The organism is Eudoraea sp. (assembly GCF_049669105.1).
Lineage (GTDB): Bacteria > Bacteroidota > Bacteroidia > Flavobacteriales > Flavobacteriaceae > Eudoraea.
In genome coordinates this window covers 1-3,533 of record NZ_JBATKE010000253.1, presented here as the reverse complement: position 1 = coordinate 3,533, position 3,533 = coordinate 1, and the positions used below count along the sequence as shown (strand labels likewise).

The following is a 3,533-nucleotide window of genomic DNA, read 5'->3' as shown; positions in this document are numbered from 1 at the left end:
TCGTTCAATCCTTGCCGCGGTAACAGCATTTTCCATTTCAAGAATATGATAATAATCCCATGGAATTTTTCTTCTGGTAATTCCCTTATTTAGGTCATATGAATTATGAAAGTCCAATCTTTTTTTTTAAATCAGAAGTCTTGCCGATATAAAAAGATTTATCAAGTTTTAATTGGATTATATAAACATAATTCATCATCAAAAAGGATTCTTACTATACAAAATTTAAGTAAACTTCCCCCGATAGCTTCTCCTTCGTAATACTATGGAGAAGGAGCTATCGGGGCTATCCGTTGAACTATGAGGCCAAATACTGCAATTCAAAAGTTTACAGGGGCACAAAAATAAGAATTTTTAACACGAACTAAGAAGCTCCTATTTTATTTTTTAAACTTATGTTCTTCGTTATTTTTTATTGGGTCGATAGGAACCTCCATAACATTCTTAGGAAATCTTCTCAGAAGTATTTCTATTTTAGGGTCTATATACGTCTTGCAAAAAGGCTTGTTTGGGTTTTTCTGATAGTAATTTTGAAATGACTCTGGCGACATTTTAAATTCTTTATAGCTATATACACCTGTTATAAGCGTATCCTGAAAATCTTTTTGAAGGTGTTTTAAAATCTGGTCTACTTCTTTTTGCTGAGCCGCTGAAAAGGTATAAACAGCGGAACGGTATTTTTTGCGCAATGAATGATCAGAAGTACTCCTATGTGTATAGAGATGCACCTCTATTAAATCTTTTAGAGAAATAATCTTTGGGTCAAAATGGAGTACAACCGCTTCGCTATATTCCTCCGCGTCCACAGCTGAAATCCATCCCTGCTCCACCTTTTCAACTCCTTTTAGGGCTTGAAACACGGCCTCTGTACACCAATGGCAGCCACCCCCCAAACCAATCTTTTCAATTTTCATTTTACCCCAATTCAATATTCAACAAAAGTATAATCTAAAACCCTGTTTGTACTATACTTTTATTCTGACGTAACTTCTATCAAAAGTTTACAAATTATAAGACTGAAAATACACTTCAATCTGAATAATCCAATTTCCGGCAACCATATTTAGGGAAGGTAAAATCATTAAAAAACGCCTATATATTTTAAGTATCTTTAGTGCTGATTGTATAATGACATATCATCCCGATTTTGAAATGGCGGACAGTAGTACGGCACCACTAAGCAGTTACTTTCATAAGTTAATTAGTTCCCGTACGACATTGGTGACGATTATGTATTCTTTTCCAAAAGGGACATTATTACTACTCCTTTTATTGCTTATAAACTCACTTTGCTGGTCTCAGGATGTGCGCCAAACAGATTCGCTGAAAACTATAAATCGGCTAGATTCATTATTTATTGATCGTGATCTGAATAACTGGTCGATCAGGCTTTTCGGGAATATTAAAGCACAAGGTTTCAGATTGTCCAATGATAATGTGCGTCTCTCCTACACCCCTAATGACTTATATGGCATTGGTGTTGGAGTTGCAACGAGTAAGTTGATCCTTGATTTTACCTATAATTTGAAAAATAGAAACACAGAAAATACAGATCGATTTGACTTAAGAGGTGGATTAATATTAGAACAGAATATAATTGACTTCTATTTCCAGGTCTATAGGGGATTTAATATTAAAAATTCCATAAATAGTACCAGTATTTTCAGAGATGATATCAAATCTATAGCCGGAGGTGTTGATTATTTATACTTGTTTAATACCGACGGATACTCACAGACCTCCTTAAATGCAGGTCTTTCAGCCAAAAAATGGAATATATTTTCATTTGGTCTGGGAGGTTTTATACTTTATAACCAGATCTCGGCAGAACAATCTATTGTACCTGAGGAGTTTATCCCGGATTTTAATGAACAGGCAAGAATTACCAATTTAACTAATTATGGGATTGGCATAATGGGTGGTGTGGTTAGTCTCTTCAGGCTACCTGCAAATTTTTATATAGCGTTAGGAGCAAAAGCAGGACTTGGTTTAACTATTAAAAACGCAGAAGCAGAGACCGTCTCCTATAGTTCAAAAAATCCTATGGTTTATAAACTAAATGGGTCGGCACTTTTTGGCTATAAATGGAACCGATTTTATACGACTATAAGTCTGGTTACTTCTACCGATATGTCCTATGTTGGTTACGGCAATAAAGGTGCTTTTACGCTTTTAAGCGGAAAGCTTGCGCTCGGATATAGAATAAAGGCTATCAAAAAGTCTATTTAATTAGTGGATAGCGTAACTAAATTATCAAAATCGGTTAATTTCTGATTTACATTTTTCACTGCCAAACGAAAGACAGAAACATGAGTTTTTTGAGAAGGCGTATTATAATTTGTGAATTTGGTTAATTTTATATAAACCGGAGATAATTTTTTATTTCCCTTGTAATTAACATTTATCTGCCACTTTCCCGGTAACGACCCATCAACAAAGAATTCTTCAGAAGAATACCCAATGGTTTTCTCGTCCTTAACCCGTTCGGCAGCACTCTCCAATGTATGTTCCCAGATAAAATTATTTTTTTTTGGATTAACAAATTCCAAATCAAATTCTGCCTCACTGTCATTCCATTCAAAAAATAATCTGGTTTCGCCTTTATTCTTAGTATAATTATTAAAGCCAATTACATTAGAATCGTTCATAAACTTTTTGCCATGAAGCACAAAAAGGTTATTCATTTCTCCATCTATTACCGTTTGAATAGCTGAATTATCATCAGAGAAAATCCCTTCTTCAATTAAATATTGATAGCGAATGTACATGTTTGCAGCTTTTTTGTAATTTCCAATTGTTCTATAGCTATTTGCCATATCCCTGTATGATTGCATAAATTCTGGCCTTAAAATAAATATCTTTTTATACAATTCTTTGGCCTTATCGTGCTCTTTGGTATAATCCAGAGCAAATGCCATAGCTTTAGCATAAATAGGATTACTTTCAATAACCTTCATGTTGTTCTCCAAAATTAGTTTTGCAAAAACTTCATCACCGGAATCGTGGAAAAATAGATAGGTATCAATAATATAATATGGGTCGTTTGCATATCTCGACAAATACTTTTCATAAACTTCTCTGGCAGCAAGATTTTCTTTGCACGTATATAATTCCTTCAAATAACTAGGGGCATTACTCCGATTTTCAGTAATCGCATCATTATTATAGATATTATTGCGCAGTCGTGCCTTGTCATAGTTTTTATTGGTTTCAGAACCCCGTCTAATTGGAGAGCCAATGGTATTTATGACCACCACGCCACCTCTGGCAATACTACCATATCTTACCGTACCGGCTAATCCTGATATTATCGCTACCCGGTCAATATTTTCTACTGTTAAAAAAGGAAGAGTTCTTAGGACCATTCCGTCTACATCATAAATTGCAGGAATTGCTCTACCCTTCAGTTGAGGCGCCCCTCCCCTAATATAAACTTCACCTCCCAAGCTATATACCCCGGCTGCTCTTCCCTTCAATGCGGTTATTACATCTATTGCTCCCGGATTTAAATCGTCGCCATCTACTAATTTTAT

4 protein-coding genes are annotated in these 3,533 nt (G+C 35.0%); 1 reads left to right on the top strand and 3 read right to left on the bottom strand.

The window, feature by feature from the left end; translation table 11 throughout:
* Nucleotides 1-103 precede the first annotated feature (103 nt).
* Together WBM60_RS17710 and WBM60_RS17705 are read right to left on the bottom strand one after the other, a co-directional pair.
* Nucleotides 104-196 (bottom strand): GIY-YIG nuclease family protein, encoded by a 93-nt coding sequence (locus tag WBM60_RS17710; protein WP_424278628.1) that lies wholly within the window; start codon nt 194-196, stop codon nt 104-106.
* Nucleotides 197-380: 184 nt separating this feature from the next.
* Nucleotides 381-914 carry a peptide-methionine (S)-S-oxide reductase gene (locus tag WBM60_RS17705; protein ID WP_424277316.1) on the bottom strand — a complete coding sequence of 178 codons (534 nt, stop codon included), beginning with the start codon at nt 912-914 and terminating at the stop codon, nt 381-383.
* Nucleotides 915-1,128: 214 nt separating this feature from the next.
* Here WBM60_RS17705 and WBM60_RS17700 point away from each other — a divergent pair, with 214 nt between their 5' ends.
* Nucleotides 1,129-2,229 carry a DUF4421 family protein gene (locus WBM60_RS17700; protein WP_424283434.1) on the top strand — a complete coding sequence of 367 codons (1,101 nt, stop codon included), beginning with the start codon at nt 1,129-1,131 and terminating at the stop codon, nt 2,227-2,229.
* On the opposite strand, the gene WBM60_RS17695 is transcribed toward WBM60_RS17700, so the two are convergent.
* The coding region (locus WBM60_RS17695) for a DUF2135 domain-containing protein (RefSeq protein WP_424283433.1) at nt 2,226-3,533 on the bottom strand (1,308 nt) is incomplete at its 5' end. The two genes, WBM60_RS17700 and WBM60_RS17695, sit on opposite strands and share 4 nt — an antisense overlap.

Bases quoted from the DNA above. Each gene is read 5' to 3' on its own strand.
- WBM60_RS17700 (WP_424283434.1), top strand. From the start codon at position 1,129: ATGACATATCATCCCGATTTTGAAATGGCGGACAGTAGTACGGCACCA.
- WBM60_RS17710 (WP_424278628.1), bottom strand. From the start codon at position 196: ATGAATTATGTTTATATAATCCAATTAAAACTTGATAAATCTTTTTAT.
- WBM60_RS17705 (WP_424277316.1), bottom strand. From the start codon at position 914: ATGAAAATTGAAAAGATTGGTTTGGGGGGTGGCTGCCATTGGTGTACA.